General features: G+C 38.4%; 39 protein-coding genes. 1 reads left to right on the plus strand and 38 read right to left on the minus strand.

Features of this window, described 5'->3' with window-relative positions; all coding sequences use genetic code 11:
* Window positions 1-7 precede the first annotated feature (7 nt).
* Window positions 8-1,111, plus strand: coding sequence for a YdcF family protein (locus tag LF20184_RS10270; protein WP_010018564.1), 1,104 nt, complete (start codon window positions 8-10; stop codon window positions 1,109-1,111).
* Window positions 1,112-1,158: 47 nt separating this feature from the next.
* Here LF20184_RS10270 and LF20184_RS10275 read toward each other — a convergent pair whose 3' ends face one another.
* The 38 genes from LF20184_RS10275 to rpsJ form a co-directional block, all read right to left on the minus strand.
* Entirely contained in the window at window positions 1,159-1,620 is a 462-nt protein-coding gene (locus LF20184_RS10275; protein WP_010018563.1) for a DUF8821 family protein, read from the minus strand.
* A gap of 123 nt (window positions 1,621-1,743) precedes the next feature.
* Window positions 1,744-2,247: a GNAT family N-acetyltransferase gene (locus LF20184_RS10280; protein WP_081454074.1), complete on the minus strand. Its 504-nt coding sequence runs from the start codon at window positions 2,245-2,247 to the stop codon at window positions 1,744-1,746.
* Window positions 2,244-2,489 (minus strand): hypothetical protein, encoded by a 246-nt coding sequence (locus tag LF20184_RS10285; protein WP_010018561.1) that lies wholly within the window; start codon window positions 2,487-2,489, stop codon window positions 2,244-2,246. Before LF20184_RS10285 ends, LF20184_RS10280 begins: the two co-directional genes overlap by 4 nt.
* Before the next feature lie 90 nt (window positions 2,490-2,579).
* A complete protein-coding gene (gene rpsI, locus LF20184_RS10290) occupies window positions 2,580-2,972 on the minus strand; it encodes a 30S ribosomal protein S9 (RefSeq protein WP_010018559.1) in 393 nt (130 codons plus the stop codon).
* Window positions 2,973-2,985: 13 nt separating this feature from the next.
* Window positions 2,986-3,429 (minus strand): 50S ribosomal protein L13, encoded by a 444-nt coding sequence (rplM, locus tag LF20184_RS10295; protein ID WP_010018558.1) that lies wholly within the window; start codon window positions 3,427-3,429, stop codon window positions 2,986-2,988.
* Window positions 3,430-3,555: 126 nt separating this feature from the next.
* Complete coding sequence (gene truA / locus LF20184_RS10300) at window positions 3,556-4,302, minus strand: tRNA pseudouridine(38-40) synthase TruA (protein WP_010018557.1); 747 nt, start codon at window positions 4,300-4,302, stop codon at window positions 3,556-3,558.
* Window positions 4,303-4,305: 3 nt separating this feature from the next.
* Window positions 4,306-5,103 (minus strand): energy-coupling factor transporter transmembrane component T family protein, encoded by a 798-nt coding sequence (locus LF20184_RS10305; protein WP_010018556.1) that lies wholly within the window; start codon window positions 5,101-5,103, stop codon window positions 4,306-4,308.
* A complete protein-coding gene (locus LF20184_RS10310; RefSeq protein WP_010018554.1) occupies window positions 5,104-5,955 on the minus strand; it encodes an energy-coupling factor transporter ATPase in 852 nt (283 codons plus the stop codon). It lies immediately after the preceding gene.
* Window positions 5,931-6,764, minus strand: a complete 834-nt coding sequence (locus LF20184_RS10315; RefSeq protein ID WP_010018552.1) for an energy-coupling factor ABC transporter ATP-binding protein — start codon at window positions 6,762-6,764, stop codon at window positions 5,931-5,933. Before LF20184_RS10315 ends, LF20184_RS10310 begins: the two co-directional genes overlap by 25 nt.
* A gap of 188 nt (window positions 6,765-6,952) precedes the next feature.
* A complete protein-coding gene (gene rplQ / locus LF20184_RS10320; protein WP_010018551.1) occupies window positions 6,953-7,333 on the minus strand; it encodes a 50S ribosomal protein L17 in 381 nt (126 codons plus the stop codon).
* 30 nt (window positions 7,334-7,363) lie between these two features.
* A complete protein-coding gene (locus tag LF20184_RS10325) occupies window positions 7,364-8,302 on the minus strand; it encodes a DNA-directed RNA polymerase subunit alpha (protein ID WP_010018550.1) in 939 nt (312 codons plus the stop codon).
* A gap of 63 nt (window positions 8,303-8,365) precedes the next feature.
* A complete protein-coding gene (rpsK, locus tag LF20184_RS10330; protein ID WP_010018549.1) occupies window positions 8,366-8,752 on the minus strand; it encodes a 30S ribosomal protein S11 in 387 nt (128 codons plus the stop codon).
* Window positions 8,753-8,773: 21 nt separating this feature from the next.
* On the minus strand, window positions 8,774-9,139 hold the full coding sequence (gene rpsM / locus LF20184_RS10335; protein WP_010018548.1) for a 30S ribosomal protein S13: 366 nt from the start codon (window positions 9,137-9,139) through the stop codon (window positions 8,774-8,776).
* 23 nt (window positions 9,140-9,162) lie between these two features.
* Window positions 9,163-9,279 carry a 50S ribosomal protein L36 gene (gene rpmJ, locus LF20184_RS10340; RefSeq protein WP_010018546.1) on the minus strand — a complete coding sequence of 39 codons (117 nt, stop codon included), beginning with the start codon at window positions 9,277-9,279 and terminating at the stop codon, window positions 9,163-9,165.
* A gap of 32 nt (window positions 9,280-9,311) precedes the next feature.
* Window positions 9,312-9,530, minus strand: a complete 219-nt coding sequence (infA, locus tag LF20184_RS10345) for a translation initiation factor IF-1 (RefSeq protein ID WP_010018544.1) — start codon at window positions 9,528-9,530, stop codon at window positions 9,312-9,314.
* A 95-nt stretch (window positions 9,531-9,625) separates the two neighbouring features.
* Complete coding sequence (locus LF20184_RS10350; RefSeq protein WP_010018542.1) at window positions 9,626-10,279, minus strand: adenylate kinase; 654 nt, start codon at window positions 10,277-10,279, stop codon at window positions 9,626-9,628.
* A 14-nt stretch (window positions 10,280-10,293) separates the two neighbouring features.
* Entirely contained in the window at window positions 10,294-11,589 is a 1,296-nt protein-coding gene (gene secY / locus LF20184_RS10355; RefSeq protein WP_010018541.1) for a preprotein translocase subunit SecY, read from the minus strand.
* Window positions 11,589-12,029, minus strand: coding sequence for a 50S ribosomal protein L15 (rplO, locus tag LF20184_RS10360; protein WP_010018539.1), 441 nt, complete (start codon window positions 12,027-12,029; stop codon window positions 11,589-11,591). The genes secY and rplO overlap by 1 nt, the downstream gene beginning before the upstream one ends.
* Window positions 12,030-12,059: 30 nt before the next feature.
* Window positions 12,060-12,245 (minus strand): 50S ribosomal protein L30, encoded by a 186-nt coding sequence (rpmD, locus tag LF20184_RS10365; RefSeq protein ID WP_010018537.1) that lies wholly within the window; start codon window positions 12,243-12,245, stop codon window positions 12,060-12,062.
* Window positions 12,246-12,262: 17 nt separating this feature from the next.
* On the minus strand, window positions 12,263-12,763 hold the full coding sequence (gene rpsE / locus LF20184_RS10370) for a 30S ribosomal protein S5 (RefSeq protein ID WP_010018535.1): 501 nt from the start codon (window positions 12,761-12,763) through the stop codon (window positions 12,263-12,265).
* A gap of 18 nt (window positions 12,764-12,781) precedes the next feature.
* Window positions 12,782-13,147, minus strand: coding sequence for a 50S ribosomal protein L18 (gene rplR / locus LF20184_RS10375; RefSeq protein WP_029606445.1), 366 nt, complete (start codon window positions 13,145-13,147; stop codon window positions 12,782-12,784).
* A 16-nt stretch (window positions 13,148-13,163) separates the two neighbouring features.
* Window positions 13,164-13,694 carry a 50S ribosomal protein L6 gene (gene rplF / locus LF20184_RS10380; protein ID WP_010018532.1) on the minus strand — a complete coding sequence of 177 codons (531 nt, stop codon included), beginning with the start codon at window positions 13,692-13,694 and terminating at the stop codon, window positions 13,164-13,166.
* A 30-nt stretch (window positions 13,695-13,724) separates the two neighbouring features.
* Window positions 13,725-14,123: a 30S ribosomal protein S8 gene (rpsH, locus tag LF20184_RS10385; RefSeq protein ID WP_010018531.1), complete on the minus strand. Its 399-nt coding sequence runs from the start codon at window positions 14,121-14,123 to the stop codon at window positions 13,725-13,727.
* Window positions 14,124-14,153: 30 nt separating this feature from the next.
* The gene (locus LF20184_RS10390; RefSeq protein ID WP_010018530.1) at window positions 14,154-14,339 is read right to left on the minus strand and encodes a type Z 30S ribosomal protein S14; all 186 of its coding nucleotides are present in this window, start codon (window positions 14,337-14,339) and stop codon (window positions 14,154-14,156) included.
* Window positions 14,340-14,355: 16 nt separating this feature from the next.
* Window positions 14,356-14,898 carry a 50S ribosomal protein L5 gene (gene rplE, locus LF20184_RS10395; protein ID WP_010018529.1) on the minus strand — a complete coding sequence of 181 codons (543 nt, stop codon included), beginning with the start codon at window positions 14,896-14,898 and terminating at the stop codon, window positions 14,356-14,358.
* Window positions 14,899-14,914: 16 nt separating this feature from the next.
* Window positions 14,915-15,157 (minus strand): 50S ribosomal protein L24, encoded by a 243-nt coding sequence (gene rplX, locus LF20184_RS10400; protein ID WP_010018527.1) that lies wholly within the window; start codon window positions 15,155-15,157, stop codon window positions 14,915-14,917.
* A 32-nt stretch (window positions 15,158-15,189) separates the two neighbouring features.
* Complete coding sequence (gene rplN / locus LF20184_RS10405) at window positions 15,190-15,558, minus strand: 50S ribosomal protein L14 (protein WP_010018526.1); 369 nt, start codon at window positions 15,556-15,558, stop codon at window positions 15,190-15,192.
* A gap of 29 nt (window positions 15,559-15,587) precedes the next feature.
* The gene (gene rpsQ / locus LF20184_RS10410) at window positions 15,588-15,860 is read right to left on the minus strand and encodes a 30S ribosomal protein S17 (RefSeq protein ID WP_010018525.1); all 273 of its coding nucleotides are present in this window, start codon (window positions 15,858-15,860) and stop codon (window positions 15,588-15,590) included.
* Window positions 15,861-15,882: 22 nt separating this feature from the next.
* The gene (gene rpmC, locus LF20184_RS10415; protein ID WP_010018524.1) at window positions 15,883-16,077 is read right to left on the minus strand and encodes a 50S ribosomal protein L29; all 195 of its coding nucleotides are present in this window, start codon (window positions 16,075-16,077) and stop codon (window positions 15,883-15,885) included.
* The gene (gene rplP / locus LF20184_RS10420; protein ID WP_010018523.1) at window positions 16,067-16,498 is read right to left on the minus strand and encodes a 50S ribosomal protein L16; all 432 of its coding nucleotides are present in this window, start codon (window positions 16,496-16,498) and stop codon (window positions 16,067-16,069) included. The genes rpmC and rplP overlap by 11 nt, the downstream gene beginning before the upstream one ends.
* A 3-nt stretch (window positions 16,499-16,501) precedes the next feature.
* Window positions 16,502-17,176: a 30S ribosomal protein S3 gene (gene rpsC, locus LF20184_RS10425; protein WP_010018522.1), complete on the minus strand. Its 675-nt coding sequence runs from the start codon at window positions 17,174-17,176 to the stop codon at window positions 16,502-16,504.
* Between the two features lie 17 nt (window positions 17,177-17,193).
* Window positions 17,194-17,547, minus strand: coding sequence for a 50S ribosomal protein L22 (rplV, locus tag LF20184_RS10430; RefSeq protein ID WP_010018520.1), 354 nt, complete (start codon window positions 17,545-17,547; stop codon window positions 17,194-17,196).
* Between the two features lie 17 nt (window positions 17,548-17,564).
* Window positions 17,565-17,846 (minus strand): 30S ribosomal protein S19, encoded by a 282-nt coding sequence (gene rpsS / locus LF20184_RS10435; protein WP_010018519.1) that lies wholly within the window; start codon window positions 17,844-17,846, stop codon window positions 17,565-17,567.
* A 34-nt stretch (window positions 17,847-17,880) separates the two neighbouring features.
* The gene (gene rplB, locus LF20184_RS10440; RefSeq protein ID WP_010018517.1) at window positions 17,881-18,714 is read right to left on the minus strand and encodes a 50S ribosomal protein L2; all 834 of its coding nucleotides are present in this window, start codon (window positions 18,712-18,714) and stop codon (window positions 17,881-17,883) included.
* 16 nt (window positions 18,715-18,730) lie between these two features.
* Window positions 18,731-19,018 carry a 50S ribosomal protein L23 gene (gene rplW, locus LF20184_RS10445; protein ID WP_010018516.1) on the minus strand — a complete coding sequence of 96 codons (288 nt, stop codon included), beginning with the start codon at window positions 19,016-19,018 and terminating at the stop codon, window positions 18,731-18,733.
* Window positions 19,018-19,641 carry a 50S ribosomal protein L4 gene (gene rplD / locus LF20184_RS10450; protein WP_010018515.1) on the minus strand — a complete coding sequence of 208 codons (624 nt, stop codon included), beginning with the start codon at window positions 19,639-19,641 and terminating at the stop codon, window positions 19,018-19,020. Before rplD ends, rplW begins: the two co-directional genes overlap by 1 nt.
* Before the next feature lie 17 nt (window positions 19,642-19,658).
* The gene (gene rplC, locus LF20184_RS10455; protein WP_010018514.1) at window positions 19,659-20,294 is read right to left on the minus strand and encodes a 50S ribosomal protein L3; all 636 of its coding nucleotides are present in this window, start codon (window positions 20,292-20,294) and stop codon (window positions 19,659-19,661) included.
* 40 nt (window positions 20,295-20,334) lie between these two features.
* Complete coding sequence (rpsJ, locus tag LF20184_RS10460) at window positions 20,335-20,643, minus strand: 30S ribosomal protein S10 (protein ID WP_010018513.1); 309 nt, start codon at window positions 20,641-20,643, stop codon at window positions 20,335-20,337.
* Window positions 20,644-20,696: the final 53 nt, after the last annotated feature.

Genomic DNA, 20,696 nt, shown 5'->3' on the forward strand with positions numbered 1-20,696 from the left:
TGAATTAATGAACGGACTCGCTTCGTACATGAATGAACTTCAAGGGATGTCAATTTATTGGGGGATTATTACGTTAATTCTTTTTGGCATTTTCTTGGGATTATGGCTCTACGAACCACGCCGATTAGTAAATGGGATTACTTTTACAATTTTCTTTATCAGTTTCTTGGCTGAATTAGCACTTTTGATTTTTAGCACCGCCAACTTAATATTCGTCACCACGATGGGAATTCTTTTCTTAGTTATCGTAGCTATCATCGTCATCACTTTAGCCATGATGTGGCTGCTTCTTTTGTGGAATGCTTTTATCGTTTGGAAAAGGGAAAGTCACACTTTGCCGAATATGTTGACATTACTGTTAGCAATATTCTTGATTGTCTTATGGTTTGCCAATACCTTCATGGCTGGACATTCTCAATTCTTGCCAGATTGGTTCAATGCTTTACTCGGCGGATTACCAATTGTTGGTACTTACTTAGTGATTTGCTCGTACAATTTCTTAGTAAACGTGCTGTTGTATCAATTCTTACCTAGACGTTATAAAGCTAATTACTTAATCGTCCTTGGTGCTGGCTTGATCAATGGAGATCAGGTTTCGACTTTACTAGGCAATCGTATCAAAGCAGCCATCAAATTTGCTCAAAAACAAGTTAAAAAAGGCCGTCCGGCACCAAAGATCGTCTTTTCTGGTGGTCAAGGTCCCGACGAAAAATTGTCTGAAGCTCAAGCGATGGCCGACTTTGCGATTGAACAAGGTTGGGATAAAGATTTGGTTCTTCTAGAAGATAAATCACGCAACACTTTGCAAAATATGCAATATTCTAAAGAACTGATTCAAAAAGATTTCGGCAGTGACAAAGCTTATATCAAGTTTTTTAGTAATAATTATCACATTTTTAGAGCTGGAATTTACGCCAAGATGGCACATTTAGCTGCTAACGGGGTTGGTGCTCCAACTCGCTTTTACTTTTTGCCCAATGCTTTAATTAGAGAATTCGTTGCCGTCTTCTTGATGAACAAGAAACGACATTTTATCGTAATTGGCCTAATTGCACTCTTCAGTTTACTAATGGTTATCATTACCATTTACACTAGCTTTGTGGCCAAGTAAAAAAAAGAAGCTTTCGGAGATATATACTCTGAAAGCTTCTTTTTCTGTTAATAATTACGTTGCAAAATAAAATAGGCACTTCTGATTTTATCGGCCGCTTGTGATCTTTGATGAACGAATTTAAACTTCTTATTCAACTCGGTTGGTACGTCAATTCCATGCGCTAATTTAAAACTGACTGAATGACGACCATTCTTATCAAGACTATAAATGACACTGACTTCTAGTCCGTTATCGTAATAAACTTGAGACCAGCGAACATTGTTGGCAGCAAAGTCACTGACCTCTAGGGCTTTATAAGGCAAATCTAAATTTCGTTCCTTCAAAATTGTTTGAACGCGATTCAAAATCTCGGGCACTTCATCAGCTGGCATAGTAACTAATTCGTGCTGATACTTATTCCAAAAGTATCGGGCTTCATTAGCTCGCAACTTGGCTAAATCTTTGGCAACCGGTGACTCCTCTAACCCTGTGGTTTCAATATTTTCAAAATCTACTTTATATGGCATTTTTGACCTCTTAAATTCTTTGTATACATAATGACCAATTAATATTATAACCGCAACTACAACATGACGTTTAGATTTTACACTTTTTTAACATTAAGTCTTGTTTACAAGAATTTTAAAAGCCTATAACATTTTTTCCACAACCACTACCGTATAGCCAGGTACATTGAGTTCTTGACCAGTCTTTTGATAACCATTCTTCAAAAGAAATTTCTCACTCTTGGTATTTCCTTTGGCAAAAGCTAATTCAACCCTAGATAATCCTAAGTCCTTTAGCTCGCTTTCAATCCCTACAAAAATTTTAGAGCCAATTCCCTTGCCTTGAACAGCAGCATCAACCATAAAGAAACCGATCCAAGCAGCCTTCTCATCGGGATAACCACTGATCAAATCTAAAACGGCTATTAATTTATCTTGATCATAAAAACCGACATAATACTTATCATCCATCGTCTTATTAGCAGGAACAACTTTAATATCCTCTAAAATCGTATGGCGATTAGGACGTGGTGGACAAAAATTGTAATAACTATCATTGCTCAAAACTAACTTCAAGACGTGATTAGCATCTTGGGGGTTGAGTCTTCTTACTTGATAACTTGTGGATAACTTTGTCAAATCCATCATTTTTTCTCCTCTTTTATCCTCTTTAAAACTAAAATGGCTTCTTTGGTGTTCAAGAAGTATTTATCGCGCATTAATTTTAACACTATTTTTGAATCGTTGTGATTGCGGACTATCTCCTTTATCTCACTGACAATCTCTGGAGTATCAAGAATAGATTGAATCTTTTGCTTGCTACGCTTGCTGTAATGAAAATACAAATATAGATTGACGATAATAATCAGTACTAGTAATAGCCAGAACATCGACGTCCTCCAATTTTTTTCTTAATTATAACAAAAAAACATCCCTCGTATTGAGAGATGTTTTTGAACCAAAACTGGAAATAATAAATATTAACGTTTTGAGAATTGTGAAGCCTTACGGGCTTTCTTAAGACCTGGTTTCTTACGTTCCTTCATACGAGGGTCACGTGTTAAGAAGCCGGCTGACTTAAGTGATGGTCTGAAATCAGGATCAACATCAAGTAGGGCTCTTGCGATACCATGTCTAATTGCTCCAGCTTGTCCTGAGAAGCCTCCACCGTTAACGTTAGCAATAACGTCATAGCTGTCTGCTGTTTCAGTAACATCTAGAGGTTGTTTCATATCAGCAATCAAATTGTCAAAAGGAATGTAATCTTTGACATCACGTTTGTTGATAGTAATCTTTCCGTTTCCGGGTACTAGGCGTACACGAGCAACTGAGTCCTTGCGACGACCTGTTCCGGCGTATGATACTTGTGCCAAATTCTTTTCCTCCTTAAATTAGTTTGTTGATATCCAACATTTCTGGATTTTGTGCTTGATGGCCATGTTCTGAACCTGCATAAACATGCAACTTCTTAATTTCTTGACGACCAAGAGTGTTCTTAGGCAACATACCGCGAATTGAGTCTTCAACAAAGCGTTCTGGCTTTGTAGCTCTCTTTTCACCGGCACTAATACTCTTCAACCCACCTGGGTGATCTGAGTGAGAATAATAAATCTTATTCTTAGCTTTCTTACCTGTTAATCTAACTTTATCTGCATTGATGACAATAACATTATCACCTGTATCAACGTTAGGTGTGTAAGTTGGTTTGTTCTTACCTCTAAGAATAGAAGCAACAACAGATGAAAGTCTACCTAAGACAACATCTTCACCGTCGATTACATACCATTTACGTTCAACTTCACTTGCTTTTGCTAATGGTGTTGTACGCACTTTAATTTCCTCCAGTTTCTACGTCTGTTTGACAACTCAATAAGTTTCCGGGGCTTATCGTGGGGCAAACAATACCAGTTACAATAATACTGTGATTTTCATTGTAAGTCAATAATTATCCACAGATTAATCATAAAAAACTTCTTTTAAATATAGCCCACTAGCAGGTGCCGTTCCTCGTGCTTCTTGGCGGTCTTTCACTTCAAACAACCTCAAGAAATCGTGTACATCCCTGCGCCCATTACCAATCTCTAACAGAGTAGCAACTAAGATTCTAACCATATTATATAGGAAGCCATTGCCTGTAAATTCGAAAACTAATTCGTCATTGTTCTTATTATACACGCATGTCGCTGAATAGATAGTCCTAACTTTATTTTCGATCACACCACCTGAAGCGGCGAAACTTGTAAAGTCATGCTCACCTTCTAAATCCTTGAGTGCAGTCTGAATTTTATCCACAGAAATCTTATAAGGATAGTGGCCTGTGTAAAACCGTTTGAAAGGATCCGTATAATATCCACAGTCAACGCGATATTGATAAGTCTTTCTCTTAACTCCAAAACGAGCGTGGAAATTTTCATCGACTATTGCTGAATCTTTAACCAAGACATCCAATGGCATCAAAGAATTGATAGCTTTTAGCATGTTCTGCGCTGGCATTTGTCCCGGATAGTCGAAATGGATCACCTGACCAAAAGCGTGGACTCCAGCATCTGTTCTGCCAGAACCCACGACATCAACGTGTTGTCCCTTAGTCATTTTAGTCAGAGCCTTTTCTAAAACTCCTTGAACTGTCCGTAAATCATTTTGACGTTGAAAGCCATGAAATTTAGTTCCATCGTAGGCTATCGTCAATTTATATCTCGTCATAAATTAATAACTCCGTAATAATAATAAAATAATCGTCAAACCTAACATGAACAAAATCGTCAAAGTATCGCGCTTTTCCCACTTCAAAACTCGATACTTGCTTCGACCTTCTCCATCCTTATAACCACGAGATTCCATGGCAATCGCTAAATCGTAAGCAATTGAAAAACTGCTGACGAACAATGGAATCAAAATCGGTACGAATGACTTGATACGTTTGATCAAACCACCCTCGCCAAAATCGACCCCACGAGCACGCTGAGCATCCATGATCTTGGTAGTTTCATCAACTAATAACGGCACGAATCTTAATGCAATCGACAACATTAAAGCTACTTGGGTCACTGGAAAATTAACTTTTTTCAATGGCTTGAGAATGCTCTCGATTGAATCGGAAATTTCGATAGGCGTAGTCGTCAACGTCAATAAAGTTGAAATAAAGATGATCAACACGAACCGCATAAAAATGTACCCAGCAATCACTAATCCTTCTTTAGAGAAAGTAAAGATTCCCCAGTGCCAAATCGGATGACTACTAGGCGTGAACAGCAACTGCAACGCGACTGTAAACAAGATCAACCAAAAGACCGGCTTTAATCCTTTGATAAAAAAGCCAAAATTGATTTTCGACAAATAGACCGCAAAAATCACAAATGCTAACAAAAAGGCATAGGATGCAACGTTATTAGCTAAAAAGACTATCCCCACAAAATAAAACGTTAATAAGAATTTACCTCGAGGATCTAGGTGATACAACAGCGAATCCCCAGGTAAATATCTTCCCAAAATTATCTTATCCATTTAATCACCTAACTGTTGTTTAATTTTTGTTCCTAAGGCTTCGATCGTAATTGGCAATTTATCGAAATGAAAGCCTTGACTGCTCAATTCTTTAGCAAATTCAGCACTCTTAGGCAGTGACAACAGATCCTCTTTTAATAAATCTTGACGATTGAACACGTCTTCTGGCAAACCAGTCGCAATAAGTTTTCCACTGTGGATAACTGCCATCTCATCAGCAAAGTTCGCCACATCGTCCATATTGTGGGTAATCAAGATAATTGTTTTGCCTTTTAATTGCAAATCCTTGAACAAACCCATAATTTCAGCACGACCTACAGGGTCCAATCCAGCCGTTGGTTCATCTAAAATGATAGTTTCCGGATCACTAGCTAAAACACCTGCAATCGCCACACGACGCATCTGACCACCAGATAAGTCAAATGGTGATTTCTGCAAATACGATTCATCCAAACCAACTAGCTTGATCATCTTTTGAGCTGCCTCTTTAGCAACTTCTTCACTGGCTCCAAAATTCATCGGTCCGAACATAATATCCTTTTGAACCGTATCCTCAAATAACTGACTCTCGGGAAATTGAAAAACCATACCAATATTTTTACGCAATGACTTCAGATTCTTATTGTTAGTCTCTGAAGTTATCTTGCGGTCTCCAGCCAAAATTGTTCCTGAAGTTGGTTTGAGCAAAGCATTAATATGACGAACTAAAGTCGATTTACCACTACCAGTTTGCCCAACAATAGCTGTAAATTTCTTATCCTTAATCGTCATGGAGACATCATCTAAGCCAAGACTTGCTGTCGGACTACCCACATTATAAGAATGGGTTACATGTTCGAATGTAATTTCCATAATTGCTCCTTCAACTCCTCTTCGCTTAAATACCCTTCAGGCAATTTTACACTATCCCTTAGTGTTTGTACTAATTGACTTGAAAAAGGCTCCTCAAGTCCAAATTTAGTCAAATCAGGTCCAATATCATAAATAGATGCTGGTGTTCCTTCTTGAACGATTTTTCCGTCGTTAATAACTACGATTCGTTGCGACAATTCAGTCTCTTCAATATCGTGCGTAATAGAAATAATCGTCAAGTCTTGTTCTTGACGTAATTTTTGAACCAGTTCAAGGACCGTCTTTCTACCATCAGGATCCAACATACTAGTCGATTCATCCATAATGACTATCTGTGGTTTAGTTGCTAGTACTCCAGCAATAGCTACACGTTGTTTTTGACCACCAGATAATGACTGTGGATCACGTGTTTTAAAATTAGACATTTTAACTAATTCTAAGGCTCGATCAATTTCTTTAACCATTTGCTCTCGTGGCATACCTTGGTTCTCGAGTCCAAAGGCTACATCATCTTCTACGGTTGCTCCAACGAATTGATGATCAGGATTTTGGAAAATGATTCCAATTTTAGTTCTGGCGTCCCAAATATTCTCTTCGTTGATAATTTCCCCATCGACAGCAATCGTGCCCGAATCAGCTTCAATCAATCCGTCAATCAATTTAGTCAAAGTCGATTTACCACTCCCGTTTTTTCCCACAATCGAGAGCCACTCGTTCTTGTAAATATCCAACGATAAATCATTGATGGCTGGTACTTTTGAATCGGGATAAGTATAAGTTAAATTCTTTATTGATATGATTTTCTCCACAGCATTATCTCCCTAACCGTGTGACATACATTTATAATACCAAAATTTGAGTAAAAAAAAATCATTCGACAAATTAGTGTCCCCTTTTAAAGAGATCTCAGAGATAGACTTAGCCCAAAGGCCATCATCTTAACACTCACTAATTCATCAGAATGACTGATTTTTTAAATATTAATAAACAATTATTATTAAACTAATTCAATAACAACCATTGGTGCAGCATCTCCACGGCGTGGAGTTGTCTTCAAGATACGTGTGTATCCACCATTACGTTCTTTGTAACGAGGTGCAATATCACTGAAAAGTTTTTGAAGAGCTGATTGTACAATAACTGCATCATCATCTTCTGTAATGTTAGCAACTTCGTTTCTAACATAAGCAGCAGCTTGACGACGAGCGTGCAAATCACCGCGTTTACCTAAGGTTATCATTTTTTCTGTTGTACGACTGATTTCTTTAGCACGTGTTTCAGTAGTAACAATATGTTCATTAATGATTAAATCAGTAGTTAAATCGCGTAACATAGCTTTTCTTTGTGAACTGTTACGTCCTAATTTACGGTAGCCCATGTCTATACCTCCTGTTTGAATTTGATAGTATTAGTCTTCTTGCTTCAATGACAATCCAAGATCAGCAAGCTTTTCTTTAACCTCAACAAGTGACTTGCGTCCAAGATTACGGACACGCATCATATCTGCTTCGGATTTTTCAGTAAGCTCTTGCACAGTATTAATACCGGCACGCTTCAAACAATTATATGAACGAACTGACAAGTCAAGTTCTTCAATAGTCATTTCAAGTTTCTTCTCTTTTTGAGTTTCCTCTTTTTCGATCATCATGTCAGCACTCTTAGCTTCTTCAGTAAGATTTACAAAACTGTTTAGATGTTCCGTAAGGATCTTAGCTGACAAACTAATAGCTTCGCGTGGTCCAATTGAACCATTTGTCCAGATATCGATTGTTAATTTGTCGAAGTCGTTTCTCTTACCCACACGAGTGTTTTCAACTTGATAGTTAACTTTTTCTACAGGTGTAAAAATAGAGTCAACTGGAAGAACACCAATAGGTGTTTCGTCCGTCTTATTTTGTTCTGCAGGAGTATATCCACGACCATTTTTAATTGTCATTTGCATGTGGAAGTGTCCACCCTCAGCAACAGTACAAATAAATTGTTCTGGATCGAGGATTTCCAAGTCATCGTCAGCCTTGATATCTTTAGCTGTAACAGTAGCTGGACCAACAATGTCGACTTCAGCTTTTAGACTGTCTTCAGCATAAGATTTAAGCTTTAATTTCTTCACGTTAAGCACGATTTGTGTAACGTCTTCAATTACGCCATCAATAGCTGAGAATTCATGCAATACACCATCTATTTGAATATCAGATACCGCTGTACCAGGAAGTGATGCTAACAATACTCTACGTAATGAATTACCTAAAGTTGTACCATAACCTCTTTCAAGCGGTTCAATAATATATTTACCATAACTACTGCTTTCTTCAACAGAAGTAATAGCTGGCTTTTCAAATTCGATCATTCGGTTAGTTCCCCTTTCAAAACGAAATGTGTGTAGCGTAGTTCATATGGGTATACAACCATTCTATACACGACGACGCTTTGGAGGACGAGAACCATTGTGAGGAACTGGTGTAACATCACGAATAGCAGTAATTTCCAAACCAGTAGCTTGTAGTGAACGGATTGCAGCTTCACGACCAGAGCCTGGTCCCTTAACAGCTACTTCGACTGTTTTCATACCATGTTCCATTGATTCCTTAGCAGCAGCTTCTCCAGCCATTTGTGCAGCAAATGGTGTTGATTTACGACTACCCTTGAATCCTAATGCACCAGCTGATGACCATGAAACGGCATTACCGTTAACATCAGTGATCATAACAAGTGTGTTATTGAAAGTTGAGTGGATATGTGCCACGCCAGCTTCAATATGCTTTTTAGTACGGCGTTTACGACCTTTATTTTGTGCCATGATTAACCTCCTATCTTATTATTACTTCTTCTTACCTGCAATGGTAGTCTTCTTACCCTTACGAGTTCTTGCGTTATTCTTTGTGTTTTGTCCTCTTACTGGCAAACCACGACGATGTCTCATACCACGATATGAGCCAATTTCTTGTAGTCTCTTGATATTCATGCTTACTTCACGACGTAAGTCACCTTCGACACGTACCTTATCAACTTCTGCACGAATCTTATCTTCTTGATCAGGAGTTAAGTCTCTAGTACGGATGTCTTCTGATACGCCGGCATCTTTAAGCACTTTTTGAGCTGTTGTATTACCGATACCAAAAATGTATGTTAGGGCAATAACGATTCTCTTATCACGAGGTAAATCTACACCTGCTATACGAGCCATTAATCAATGCACCTCCTATTAAATTATCCTTGTCTTTGTTTGTGCTTTGGATCTGCAGAGCAAATCACCATGACGCGACCGCGTCTTTTGATTACTTTACAGTGTTCGCACATAGGTTTAACGGATGGTCTTACTTTCATATTGTGGAACCTCCATTCCATTAAAAAACTTATTATCTATATCTATATGTAATTCTTCCCTTGGTTAAATCATAAGGGGATAATTCCACGGTAACCTTGTCACCGGGTAAAATTCTAATATAGTGCATACGGATTTTACCTGACACATGGGCTAGAACTGTAGCTCCATTTTCAAGCTTTACCTTAAACATCGCATTAGGCAATGTTTCTGAAATTGTACCTTCTACTTCAATGACATCTTCTTTTGCCAAAGATATTAACCTCCATACGGGATGAAATTATTCTGCATATACTGGCGAATTATACAATAATTTTCCGTACATGTAAACATTCAAAGCAAAAAGTCTTACAAGTTTTGTAAAACTTTCTTAACTTCGTTATAAACTTCATCTATTTCTTGTTCACCATTGATCTTGTACAACAAGTTTAGCTTGTCATAAAAATCAATTAATGGTGTATTCATTTCAATATTAACTTTCAATCTATTCTTAACTGTTTCTGGCTTATCGTCCTCACGTTGATAGAAGTCATGGCCGCCACAAACGTCACATGTTCCTTCAACCTTAGTAGGATTGTAAATTTTATGATAAGTTGCTCCGCACTTAGAACAAATATATCTTCCAGATAAGCGATCAACTAATGTTTCAGGCTTAACATCAATATAGATGACAGCATCTATAGGTTTGTTTACATTCTTTGCAATTGTCTGTAAAGCGTTAGCCTGTTCAAGAGTTCTCGGAAATCCATCTAACATATATCCGTCTTTTTGAACGTCTTCTTCAGATAGACGATCTTGAACGATTCCTTCAGTAACATCGTCAGGAACAAGTTCACCTTTATCGATGAACCCTTTAGCCTTTAGACCAATTTCTGTCTTATTAGCCATAGCAGCTCTGAACATGTCACCTGTTGAAATATGAACAACTTTAAAATCTTCAACAATCTTTTCAGCTTGAGTACCTTTACCAGCACCAGGTAATCCCATCAATACAATATTCATTGTCACATCTCCAATTATCTAATAAATCCAACGTATTCACGCTTCATCAAAAGACCACGTAATTGACGATCCATTTCCAAAGCAACACCAACGATAATCAATAAACTCGTACCACCTAATCCGATGGATTGAGGTAAATTGAATAAGTTAGCAGCTAGTAATGGAAGTAATGAAACCAAACCTAGGAACGCAGCTCCGACAGTTGATAGTCTCATTAATACACCTGACATGAATTTAATTGTTTCATTACCAGGCCAAACACCAGGGATATAAGCCCCTTGTTTTTGTAGGTTTTCTGCAAGCTTCTCAGGATTTACTTGAACAAATGCATAGAAGAATGTAAATAATACAATCAACAATGTATAAATTATCGAACCTGTTGTAGTCTGCATACTGAATATTTCTGTTAATACTTGATACCATTGATCTTCACTGTGATTTGCTTGGAACGCCATCAAAATAGTTTGTGGCGTAACAATAAATGAACTAGCGAAGATAACAGGAATAACACCAGCAACGTTAACCTTCAATGGTAGGAAACTTTCGCTACCACTACCTGCAGCACGTCTTGTATATTGAATTGGAATTCTTCTACTTGCTTGTTGTACATAAGTAACAAACTGTACAACGATCAAGATGATGATCACAAGACCAACTAAGAATCCAATGTTTTTAGCAAGATCTGCTGAGCTAGCGTTAGTAATATAATCACGGTAAATTTGTTGAATTCCGTTAGGGAATCTAGCAATAATACCAGCGAAGATAATTACTGAAACTCCATTACCTAAACCTTTATCAGTAATCTGCTCACCAATCCAAGTAAGAAGCATCGTACCACCAGTTAAGATGATACCAATTGTAATGAAAGCTTTCATGTTAGGCGATTTAACTAATCCTAACCCACTTAATTGGTTAAAACCGGCAGTAATACCGATTGACTGAACAAAACCTAAAACAATCGTCAAATATCTCGTTACTTGATTTAACTTTCTACGACCTACCTCACCTTGTTTGCTCCACTCAACAAATTTTGGAATGATATCCATTTGCAAAAGTTGAACAACGATTTGAGCCGTGATGAATGGTGAAACACCCATTGAGAAAATAGAGTAGTTTGAAAGACCACCACCGGTTACAGTATCCAATAGTGGAACTAACCCTGTAGAACCAACTTTATCCATTGCCGCAGCATTAACGCCAGGCACTGTGATTTGTGATCCCAAACGATATATAACAAGTAACATCAAGGTAAAGAGAATCTTCTTACGGATTTCTTTGACCTTTAGAGCATCTCTGATAGTTCTAAGCATTAGATCACCTCTACAGTGCCACCAGCGGCTTCGATTGCTTTAGTAGCTGCGGCTGAACTCTTAGCAACTTTAACAGTTAACTTAGCACTAACCTCACCGTTAGCAAGCAACTTAACACCATTATATTGTTTTTTAATGATTCCTGCTGCCTTCAATGTTTCAGCATTTACTTCAGCACCATCATTAAACTTACTTAAATCACTTAGGTTTACAATAGCATATTCCTTGCGGTTGATGTTATTGAATCCACGTTTTGGCATACGACGGAAGTATGGCATTTGTCCACCTTCAAAACCTACACGTGTCTTACCACCTGATCTAGCTAATTGACCTTTTTGACCACGACCAGCAGTTTTACCTGTACCACTTGAAGTACCACGACCTAGACGCTTTCTAGCATGTCTTGAGCCTGCACTTGGCTTAAGTTCGTTTAGTTCCATTATTGCACCTCCTAATCTCTTGTAAATTTATTAATCTTTAACTTCTTCAACGCTTACTAAGTGAGCGATTTTTCGTACAGCACCACGAATTGCAGGATCATCCGGCTTAACAACTGAACTTGAAACTCTTGCGAGTCCTAGTTCTTTAACAATTGTACGTTGAGCAGGAAGGCGGTGAGCTGCACTTCTAATTAGAGTAATTTTAAGTTTAGCCATCATTACGCACCTTTCTTCTAGTTAAGCAATTCTTGGGCTGAGATACCGCGCATTTCAGATACGCTTTCGGCAGTCTTAAGTTGTTTTAGTCCATCGATTGTTGCACGAATTACGTTGATAGGTGTATTTCTACCTAGTGACTTACTTGTAACATCACCAACACCTGATAATTCGATAACGGCACGAACAGCACCACCAGCAGCAATACCAGAACCTTCTTCAGCAGGCTTCAACAAGATTCTACCAGCACCGAAAGTACCGATAACTTGATGAGGAATAGTTGAGCCAACCATAGGAACACTGATTAGGTTCTTCTTAGCATCTTCAACAGCTTTACGAATAGCTTCTGGAACTTCTTGAGCTTTACCAGTACCGAAACCTACGTGACCATTCTTGTCACCAACGATTACGATAGCAGCAAAACGTAGACGGCGTCCACCTTTAACAACCTTAGTAACACGGTTGATTGAGACAACGCGATCTTCTAATTCTAATTGAGATGGATCGATATATGTCATAAATTTGGTTTCCTCCTTCTAGAATTTTAGCCCATTTTCACGAGCTGCTTCAGCAAGACTTTGTACACGACCGTGGTATAGGTAACCGCCACGATCAAATACTACGTCGCTGATTTTTGCTTCTTGTGCTCTTTGTGCAATTAATGCACCAACAGCTTGAGCTTGTTCAACTTTTGAACCGTCTTTAACTTCTTTATCAAGAGTTGAGGCACTTGCTAGCGTTACACCCTTTACGTCATCAATTAATTGAGCGTAAATGTTTTTATTCGAACGGAACACGTTTAAGCGTGGGCGCTCAGCAGTACCAGAAATTTTGGCACGGATGCGTCTTTGACGTCTTTGACGTGCTTTGTTTTTGTCTGGTTTTGTTATCACAATTTTCACCTCATGGATTTATTTACTATTTACCAGTTTTACCTTCTTTACGACGTACATATTCGCCAACATAACGAATACCTTTACCTTTATAAGGTTCTGGAGAACGTACATCGCGGATTTCAGCAGCAAATTGACCAACCTTTTGCTTACTGATACCTGAAACGTTAACTTCTGTATTTGAAGGTGATTCAACTTTGATACCTTCTGGTGTGTCCATAACAACAGGATGTGAATAACCTACAGTAAGTGTTAGTTGATTGTTCTTAACTTGTGCACGGTAACCAACACCTCTTAGTTCAAGCTTCTTTTCATAACCTTCTGTAACACCAATAATCATGTTGTTTAAGTTAGAACGCATTGTTCCATGAAGAGCTTTATCATTTTCGCTTTCACGTGTGAACTTAGCTTCTTTTTCATCAAGAGTTAACTTGATTTTTGGATCAAAATGTCTTGTTAATTCACCCTTAGGGCCTTTAACAGTAATGTTTTCATCTTTTTGAGTAATTGTAACACCTGCTGGTATTTCAATTACTTTTAAACCGATACGACTCAAATTAGTGCACCTCCTTACTTTTTAAGTATATTACCAAATATAAGCGATTACTTCTCCACCAACGTGTTGAGCGCGGGCTTCTTTGTCAGTAATAACACCTTTTGAAGTTGAAAGAATAGCGATACCTAATCCGTTAAGAACCTTTGGCACGTTATCTGAATCAACATAACTACGTAGACCTGGTCTTGAGATACGTTTCAAGCCTGAGATAACGCGTTGTTGATCTTTACCATATTTCAAGAAAATACGAAGTACGTTTTGCTTGTTGTCTTCAACAACTTCGTAATCCTTGATAAATCCTTCATTCTTAAGAATCTCTGTCATACTCTTCTTGATGTTTGAAGCAGGAATTTCTAGAGATTCATGTTTTACCATGTTTGCATTACGAATACGTGTTAAGTAATCTGCAATAGGATCTGTCATGACCATTTGATTTGCCTCCTTTTTAAATTAAAAATTTTACCAGCTAGCTTTTTTCATACCAGGGATTTGACCTTCATGAGCCAATTGACGAAGGCAAAGTCGGCAAAGCTTAAATTTACGATATACAGAATGTGGACGTCCACAGCGTTCGCAACGTGTATAAGCTTGTGATGAGAACTTTGCGGGTCTATGATTACGTACGATTTGTGATTTCTTAGCCAATGAATTTACCTCCTATTTATTTTGTGAATGGCATACCGATTTGAGTTAATAGTTCACGTGATTCTTCATCTGTGTTAGCTGTTGTAACAATAACGATGTCCAATCCACGAATCTTGTTAACCTTATCGTAGTCAATTTCTGGGAAAACCAATTGTTCTTTGATACCTAGTGTATAGTTACCACGACCATCGAATGAACGTGTTGATACACCACGGAAGTCACGAACACGTGGTAAAGCAATATTGATTAATTTGTCAAGGAAGTCATACATGCGGTCACCACGAAGAGTAACTTTAGCACCGATTGACATACCTTCACGAAGTCTGAAACCAGCGATTGATTTCTTAGCTTTTGTGATCAAAGGCTTTTGACCAGCAATCAAGCTTAGTTCTTCAACAGCTTCGTCAAGATTCTTTGAGTTAGCAATGGCATCACCAACACCCATGTTCAAAACGATCTTTTCGATCTTAGGTGTTTCCATAACAGATGAATAGTTGAACTTCTTCATCATTGATGGTGTGATTTCACTAACATATTGTTCTTTTAATGCGTTAGCCATTTAGTTTTCTCCTTTCTTATTTGTCTTCTTTATCAGTTGTCTTATTTACAACTTTAACGTTAGTTGCGCTAATAGGTCTTTCAACGTCAACAATTCCACCTTGTGGTTGTGCGTTAGTTGGCTTAGAGTGTTTCTTTACAACGTTTACGCCTTCGACGATAACTTTGTTTACAGCAGGCATAGCTTTTTTAACTACTCCTGTTTTACCCTTAGCGTCACCAGCGATAACTTTGACATTGTCTCCAGTTTTTACAAACACTATTCAGCACCTCCTGAATTTAATTGTTCTTTTTATAGCACTTCTGGTGCTAGAGATACGATTTTCATAAAATCGTTATCACGTAGTTCACGAGCAACTGGTCCAAAGATACGAGTTCCTCTAGGTGTTTTATCAGCATTAATAATAACTGCAGCATTTTCGTCAAATCTGATGTAAGAACCATCAGCACGGTGAGCACCTGAAACAGTTCTTACAATAACTGCCTTAACTACATCACCCTTTTTAACAACGCCACCTGGTGTTGCTTGTTTGACAGTAGCAACGATAATATCACCGATGTTAGCAATCTTACGGTTTGAACCACCAAGTACTTTAATAGTTAGAATTTCACGAGCTCCAGAATTATCTGCAACTTTTAGACGACTTTCTTGTTGAATCACGTTTTGGCCCTCCTCTCATCCGTTATAGTCTAGATCTTAACTGCTTTTTCAACGATGTCTAATAAACGGAAGCGCTTTGTCTTTGACAAAGGTCGAGTTTCCATGATACGTACAATATCGTTAACTTTAGCTTCGTTGTTATCGTCTTGAACGTAGTATTTTTTAGAATATCTTACACGCTTACCATAAACTGGATGTTGTTTTCTTGTTTCAACAACAACGACGATTGTCTTATCCATTTTATCTGAAACGACACGTCCTTGATATACTTTACGATGGTTACGAGTTTGTGTTTCGCTCAACTTGATATCCCCTTCCTGTTTATTATTTTTCGTTATTCTTTTGGTTTTGAGCTGTTCTTAATCTTGCAATGTTCTTTCTTACAGCCTTTAGACGAGCTGTGTTTTCCAATTGACCTGTGGCTTGTTGGAAACGCAAGTTGAATAGTTCTTCTTTATATTCTTTAACTTTGTCTTGCAATTGAGCAGCAGTTAGCTCTTTGATTTCACTAGCCTTCATCAGCGCCACCTACTTCCTCACGTTTTACAAACTTAGTTCTAACGGGTAGTTTGTGTGATGCAAGTCTTAAAGCTTCACGAGCAACTTCTTCAGAAACGCCACCGATTTCAAACAAAACCTTTTCGCGTTTAACTGGAGCTACCCATCCAGCTGGAGCACCTTTACCATTACCCATACGAACACCTACACCCTTAGCAGTGTATGATTTATGAGGGAAGATTTTAATCCAAACCTTACCACCACGCTTCATGTAACGAGTCATAGCAACACGGGCTGCTTCAATTTGTCTATTTGAGATCCAGCTTGAGTCAAGTGACTTCAAACCATATTCACCAAATGTAACAGTTTTTCCACCTTTAGCTTCTCCGCGCATCTTACCACGGAATTCACGACGGTGTTTTACACGTTTTGGTACTAGCATAGATTATTCTCCTTTCCCTTCAGTTTTTTTGTCGTTATGTTGTGGCTTTGCTGGAAGAATTTCACCACGATAGATCCAAGTCTTAACACCTAGATTACCGTATTGAGTCTTAGCTTCAACCCAAGCATAATCGATATCTGCACGCAATGTGTGCAAAGGAACAGTTCCTTCTGTATGCCATTCACGACGAGCCATATCGGCACCGTTTAAACGACCAGAAATTTGTACCTTGATACCTTTAGCACCGGCACGTCTTGAACGTTGAACTGCTTGACGTTGTGCACGTCTGAAAGCAATACGAGCTTCAAGTTGACGAGCGATACTTTCACCAACCAATTTTGCATCTAGATCAGGTTTCTTGATTTCGATGATGTTGATGTGAATGTTTCTCTTAGTTAAATTGTTTAGTTCATTACGTAATTTTTCAACTTCTGAACCACCCTTACCGATAACCATACCTGGTTTAGCAGTATGAATTGAAACTGTAACGTTCTTTGCAGTACGTTCGATTTCGATTCTTGAAACGGAAGCATTTGAAAGTTTGTCTTCAATGTACTTACGAATTCTAAGGTCTTCATGTAAAAATGTTGAAAAGTCTTTATTGTTTGCATACCATTTGGCATCCCAGTCACGGATAACACCGACACGGAATCCGACTGGATTAATCTTTTGACCCACTCAAGTTACCTCCAATACTATTCTTTTTCACTTACTACAACTGTAATGTGACTTGTTCTCTTGTTAATTGGTGATGCTGAACCCTTAGCTCTAGGACGGAAACGTTTTAGAGTTGGTCCTTCGTCTACGAATGCTTCGCTAACGAATAGGTTTTGTGCATCTAAATCAAAGTTATGTTCTGCGTTTGCAATTGCTGACTTAAGAGCTTTAGCAATAATTGGAGAGCCTGCTCTAGGTGTGAATTGCAAAATTGCAAGTGCCTCAGCAGCATTCTTGCCTCTGATTAGATCAATAACAAGGCGAGCCTTACGAGGTGCAATACGCACGTTAGTAACTCTAGCTGTTGCAGATGTAATTTCTTGTTCTGCCATCATTTAAGTCTCCCTTCTTATTTCTTAACTGTCTTCTTGTCATCAGTTGCATGACCATGGAAAGTACGTGTAGGTACGAATTCGCCTAATTTGTGACCAACCATATCTTCTTGGATATAAACTGGAACGTGCTTACGACCATCATGAACTGCGATTGTGTATCCTACGAAACTAGGAAAAATTGTTGAACGTCTTGACCATGTTTTGATAACTGATTTCTTATCAGAGTCTTGTTGAGCATCGATCTTCTTTAGAAGGTGTGCATCAGCAAATGGTCCTTTTTTTAAACTACGACTCATCTTATGTCCTCCTTATATTATTCTAATGAATAGTTTACTTACCTTTTCTATGACGAACGATAAGCTTTTCAGATTTGGCATGTGATGAACGAGTCTTCTTACCCAAGGTCTTCTTACCCCATGGTGACATTGGTGATGGATGACCGATAGGAGCTTTACCTTCACCACCACCGTGTGGGTGATCGTTAGGGTTCATAACTGAACCACGAACTGTAGGTCTCATACCTAACCAACGCTTACGTCCAGCTTTACCAATCTTAATAAGTTCATGTTGTTCATTACCAATAGCACCAACAGTTGCACGGCAAGTTGAAAGGATTAAACGAACTTCACCAGAAGGCATACGTAGGATTGAATACTTACCATCTCTACCTAGCAATTGGATTGAAGTACCAGCTGAACGGCCTAGTTGACCACCCTTGCCTGGTTTCAATTCAACGTTGTGAACTGTTGTACCAACAGGAATATCAGCAAGTGTTAATGCGTTACCTGGTTTGATATCTGCATCTTTACCAGATTCAATAACTTGTCCTACTTCTAGACCCTTTGGAGCCAAGATGTATGATTTAACACCATCTGAATAATGAATAAGTGCAATATTAGCTGTACGGTTAGGATCGTATTCGATAGCCTTAACTGTAGCCTTAACACCGTCTTTATTACGTTTGAAATCAATAACACGGTATTTTTGTTTGTGTCCACCACCACGGTGACGTACTGTAATATGACCGTATGAGTTACGACCAGCTGTATGGCTTTGTGATTCTAGAAGTGTCTTTTCAGGAGTTGTCTTTGTGATCTCAGAAAAGTCAGAACCATTCATATTACGACGACCGTTTGTGGTTGGTTTATACTTGATAATCGCCATTATTTGACCTCCTTATTTATTCTTCGTCAAAAATCTTAATTTCATCTGAATCAGCTGTAAGAGTAACGATAGCCTTACGACGTTTTGCTGTAAAACCTTCGTAACGACCTTGGCGCTTCTTCTTACCAGCGACATTCATGATATTTACTTGCTTAACCTTAACACCGAAAATTTCTTCAACGGCTTGTCTAACAAGAACTTTGTTAGCATCTAGAGCAACAGCGAAAGTATATTTCTTGTCGTTCATAGCATCCATTGAGCTTTCAGTAATAATAGGGCGAATAATTACGTCTCTAGCGTTCATTATCCAAGCACCTCCTCAATTTTAGAAAGTGCTGCTTTTGTAACAACTAACTTGTTTGCGTTAATAACGTCAAGAACGTTAACACCTTCTGGTGCAACAACCTTAACTTTATCAATGTTTCTTGCTGATAAAGCAACATTGTCGTTACCATCTTCAACAACTACAAGAGCCTTGTTATCAGCACCTACTGTATTTAGTAATTGTGCAAAAGCTTTTGTACTTGGCTTGTCGTATGAAATTGAGTCAATAACGATTAAGTTACTGTCAGCAGCCTTTTGTGAAAGTACAGACTTCAATGCCAAACGGCTAACCTTCTTAGGAAGGTGATAGGCATATGATCTTGGTGTTGGGCCGAATACGACACCACCACCTACCCATTGAGGTGATCTAATTGAACCTTGACGAGCACGTCCTGTACCCTTTTGACGCCATGGCTTTCTTCCACCACCACGTACTTCGGAACGGTTCTTAACATCATGAGTACCTTGTCTCATTGATGCACGTTGCATGATTACTGCATCTGTAACAACACTATCGTTTGGTTCGATACCAAAGATTGCATCTTGTACTTCAACAGCACCGTTCTCAGCACCGTTATCTTTGTAAGCTGTGATTTTTGTCATAACTCATTTCCTCCTTCCTATTTTTGATTAGCTTTAATAGCTGTTTGGATTTTAACTAATGATTTGTTTGCACCGGGAACATTACCCTTGATCATGATTGCGTTACGTTCTGCATCAACTTTGATGATTTCAAGGTTTTGTGTAGTAACACGGTTGTTACCCATAACACCAGGAAGCATCTTTCCTTTGAATACACGGTTAATGATGGCACCCATTGAACCAGCAACACGGTGATATCTAGAACCGTGAGTTTCTGGACCACGAGCTTGACCAAAACGCTTGATGTTACCTTGCATTCCGTGTCCCTTTGTTGTACCTGTAACGTCGACAATATCACCTGAATTAAATGTATCAACTGTTACGTTGCCACCTAATTCATAATCTCCCATTTCAACATCGCGGAATTCGCGAATGTAATGCTTAGGAGTTGTGTTTGCCTTTTCTGCATGACCTTTGGCTGGTTTGTTTGATAGAACTTCACGTCTATCTTCAAAACCTAGTTGAACGGCTTCATAACCATCATTTTCAACTGTCTTAAGTTGCATAACAACGTTTGGTGTTGCTTCAACAACTGTTACGGGAACAAGTTCTCCGTTGTCAGTGAAAATTTGAGTCATTCCGACTTTTTTACCAAGAATACCTTTTCTGGCCATGTTTGCACCTCCAATAATTTATTTTTGATTAATTAATTGATTATAATTTGATTTCAATGTCAACACCAGATGGTAGATCCAACTTCATTAGTGAATCAACCGTCTTCTTTGTTGGGTTAACAACGTCGATAAGTCTCTTATGTGTACGCATTTCGAATTGTTCTCTAGAATCCTTGTGCTTATGTGGTGATGCTAGCACTGTATATAGTGAACGTTCTGTAGGCAATGGAATTGGGCCTGAAATTTGTGCACCAGTTCTCTTTGCTGTTTCCACAATTTTGTCAGCTGATTGATCTAGAATACGATGTTCATAAGCCTTCAAACGAATGCGAATTTTTTGACTTGCCATGGGGTTACCTCCTTTTTGTCTCTTTCAAGATGACCGGCTCCGTGAAAATATCC

The sequence above is a fragment of the Companilactobacillus farciminis KCTC 3681 = DSM 20184 genome (genome assembly GCF_002706745.1).
In the GTDB taxonomy this organism is placed as follows: domain Bacteria; phylum Bacillota; class Bacilli; order Lactobacillales; family Lactobacillaceae; genus Companilactobacillus; species Companilactobacillus farciminis.

Coding starts and splice junctions, on each gene's coding strand:
- rpsJ (WP_010018513.1), bottom strand. CDS start 20,643: ATGGCAAGTCAAAAAATTCGCATTCGTTTGAAGGCTTATGAACATCGT.
- LF20184_RS10270 (WP_010018564.1), top strand. CDS start 8: ATGAACGGACTCGCTTCGTACATGAATGAACTTCAAGGGATGTCAATT.
- rplE (WP_010018529.1), bottom strand. CDS start 14,898: ATGGCTAACGCATTAAAAGAACAATATGTTAGTGAAATCACACCATCA.
- rplW (WP_010018516.1), bottom strand. CDS start 19,018: ATGAACGCTAGAGACGTAATTATTCGCCCTATTATTACTGAAAGCTCA.
- LF20184_RS10350 (WP_010018542.1), bottom strand. CDS start 10,279: ATGAATATTGTATTGATGGGATTACCTGGTGCTGGTAAAGGTACTCAA.
- rplO (WP_010018539.1), bottom strand. CDS start 12,029: ATGGAACTAAACGAACTTAAGCCAAGTGCAGGCTCAAGACATGCTAGA.
- LF20184_RS10325 (WP_010018550.1), bottom strand. CDS start 8,302: ATGATCGAATTTGAAAAGCCAGCTATTACTTCTGTTGAAGAAAGCAGT.
- rpsE (WP_010018535.1), bottom strand. CDS start 12,763: ATGACATATATCGATCCATCTCAATTAGAATTAGAAGATCGCGTTGTC.
- rpmD (WP_010018537.1), bottom strand. CDS start 12,245: ATGGCTAAACTTAAAATTACTCTAATTAGAAGTGCAGCTCACCGCCTT.
- truA (WP_010018557.1), bottom strand. CDS start 4,302: ATGACGAGATATAAATTGACGATAGCCTACGATGGAACTAAATTTCAT.
- rplB (WP_010018517.1), bottom strand. CDS start 18,714: ATGGCGATTATCAAGTATAAACCAACCACAAACGGTCGTCGTAATATG.
- rpsS (WP_010018519.1), bottom strand. CDS start 17,846: ATGAGTCGTAGTTTAAAAAAAGGACCATTTGCTGATGCACACCTTCTA.
- LF20184_RS10310 (WP_010018554.1), bottom strand. CDS start 5,955: ATGGAAATTACATTCGAACATGTAACCCATTCTTATAATGTGGGTAGT.
- LF20184_RS10305 (WP_010018556.1), bottom strand. CDS start 5,103: ATGGATAAGATAATTTTGGGAAGATATTTACCTGGGGATTCGCTGTTG.
- secY (WP_010018541.1), bottom strand. CDS start 11,589: ATGCTTAGAACTATCAGAGATGCTCTAAAGGTCAAAGAAATCCGTAAG.
- LF20184_RS10280 (WP_081454074.1), bottom strand. CDS start 2,247: ATGATGGATTTGACAAAGTTATCCACAAGTTATCAAGTAAGAAGACTC.
- LF20184_RS10275 (WP_010018563.1), bottom strand. CDS start 1,620: ATGCCATATAAAGTAGATTTTGAAAATATTGAAACCACAGGGTTAGAG.
- rpsK (WP_010018549.1), bottom strand. CDS start 8,752: ATGGCACAAAATAAAGGTCGTAAACGCCGTACTAAAAAGCATATTGAA.
- LF20184_RS10285 (WP_010018561.1), bottom strand. CDS start 2,489: ATGTTCTGGCTATTACTAGTACTGATTATTATCGTCAATCTATATTTG.
- rpmJ (WP_010018546.1), bottom strand. CDS start 9,279: ATGAAAGTAAGACCATCCGTTAAACCTATGTGCGAACACTGTAAAGTA.
- rplP (WP_010018523.1), bottom strand. CDS start 16,498: ATGCTAGTACCAAAACGTGTAAAACACCGTCGTGAATTCCGTGGTAAG.
- rplC (WP_010018514.1), bottom strand. CDS start 20,294: ATGGCCAGAAAAGGTATTCTTGGTAAAAAAGTCGGAATGACTCAAATT.
- rplV (WP_010018520.1), bottom strand. CDS start 17,547: ATGGCAGAACAAGAAATTACATCTGCAACAGCTAGAGTTACTAACGTG.
- rpmC (WP_010018524.1), bottom strand. CDS start 16,077: ATGAAGGCTAGTGAAATCAAAGAGCTAACTGCTGCTCAATTGCAAGAC.
- rplD (WP_010018515.1), bottom strand. CDS start 19,641: ATGACAAAAATCACAGCTTACAAAGATAACGGTGCTGAGAACGGTGCT.
- rplQ (WP_010018551.1), bottom strand. CDS start 7,333: ATGGGCTACCGTAAATTAGGACGTAACAGTTCACAAAGAAAAGCTATG.
- rpsM (WP_010018548.1), bottom strand. CDS start 9,139: ATGGCTCGTATAGCAGGTGTAGATTTACCTCGTGATAAGAGAATCGTT.
- rpsH (WP_010018531.1), bottom strand. CDS start 14,123: ATGGTCATGACAGATCCTATTGCAGATTACTTAACACGTATTCGTAAT.